Origin of the sequence: Allobosea sp. CER48 (assembly GCF_044752385.1) — a bacterium.
Lineage (GTDB): Bacteria > Pseudomonadota > Alphaproteobacteria > Rhizobiales > Beijerinckiaceae > Allobosea.
Window position 1 is genome coordinate 1 of the sequence record NZ_JBIWYK010000648.1, and the last position, 1,422, is coordinate 1,422.

The window sequence follows — 1,422 nt, forward strand, 5'->3', positions numbered from 1 at the left end:
GGCTTGGTGCCGGGCGTGCTTGGCCTTTCGAGGGCGCTCCGCTAGTTATGACCGATTATCCTCGCGGAACTCGCATGCTGCACTTCAAGCCCGGCATCCAGCCCGACAGCTCCATCCGCGCCTTCATCGAGCAGGGCGCGATCACGCTCGCGCGGCCGCCGGCCGAAGGGCAGATCCAGCCCGCGAGCCTCGATCTGCGGCTGGGTGAACGGGCCTATCGCGTCCGCGCCTCGTTCCTGCCAGGCCCGGAGCGCACGGTGCGCAGCCGGATCGAGGATCTCTCTCTGCACGAGATCGACCTGACGCGCGGCGCGGTGCTGGAGACCGACTGCGTCTACATCGCCGAGCTCATGGAAGGGCTCAAACTGCCCAGGGGGCTGCGCGCCGCGGCCAATCCGAAGAGTTCGACCGGCCGCCTCGACGTCTTCACCCGCGTCATCACCGATCGCGCCCGCGAGTTCGACCTGGTCGAGGATGGCTATGAAGGCCCGCTCTTCATCGAGATTTCGCCGCGTACCTTCCCGGTCCTGGTCAGGTCCGGCTCACGGCTCTCGCAGATTCGCTTCCGGGCCGGCGAGACGCGGCTCGACGACCGCGCGCTCGAGGAGGTCCATGTCCGCGAGACGCTGGTCAGCGCGGCCGAGCCCTCGTTTCAGGGCGGCGTAGCCGTCAGCGTCGATCTTTCCGGATTCGAAGGGCTGCTCGGCTATCGCGGCAAGCACCATACCGCGCTGATCGATGTCGATCGCGTCGGCGCCTATCGCGCTGCCGATTTCTGGGAGCCGATCCCGGATGACGGCTCGCGCAGCATGATTCTCGACCCCGGCCAGTTCTATATCCTCGCCTCCAAGGAGGCCGTGCATGTCCCGCCGGACTATGCCGCCGAGATGACGCCTTTCGACGCGCTCGTCGGTGAGTTCCGCGTTCACTATGCCGGTTTCTTCGACCCCGGCTTCGGCCACCGCGCCGCGGGCGGGCAGGGCGCGCGCGCCGTGCTCGAGGTCCGTTCCCGCGATGTGCCCTTCATCATCGAGGACGGCCAGATCGTCGGCCGTCTCGTCTACGAGACGATGGCCGCGCGGCCGGAGGCGCTCTATGGCGCCGGGCTGAAGTCGAACTACCAGGGCCAGGCCCTCAAGCTCTCCAAGCATTTCAAGGGCTGAGTGCAGGCGTCTTGATCCGATGCGGCGGGCTCCGAACTTCCCGGATGACACCGGCTTCGGGACCCGCTATGAACGCGGACCTGCCGCGCGTTGCTTCGCCAGCGTGAGGGGCATGCGGGCGTAGTTCAGTGGTAGAACGTCAGCTTCCCAAGCTGAATGTCGTCGGTTCGATCCCGATCGCCCGCTCCAATCCTCCCTGATGCATCACAGTCGTAAGGGACTCCGGGCTGCCCGTTCCAGCGATCCCGCACGGCTTGCA

1 protein-coding gene and 1 tRNA gene are annotated in these 1,422 nt (G+C 66.9%); both read left to right on the forward strand.

Features of this window, described 5'->3' with window-relative positions; translation table 11 throughout:
* Positions 1-74 precede the first annotated feature (74 nt).
* Positions 75-1,163, forward strand: a complete 1,089-nt coding sequence (locus ACIPIA_RS16275) for a 2'-deoxycytidine 5'-triphosphate deaminase (protein ID WP_400511016.1) — start codon at positions 75-77, stop codon at positions 1,161-1,163.
* A 114-nt stretch (positions 1,164-1,277) separates the two neighbouring features.
* Positions 1,278-1,352 (forward strand) — tRNA-Gly (locus ACIPIA_RS16280).
* Positions 1,353-1,422 lie beyond the last annotated feature (70 nt).

What these genes read in the sequence shown, in the direction of transcription:
- ACIPIA_RS16275 (WP_400511016.1), top strand. Translation starts at nt 75, where the DNA reads ATGCTGCACTTCAAGCCCGGCATCCAGCCCGACAGCTCCATCCGCGCC.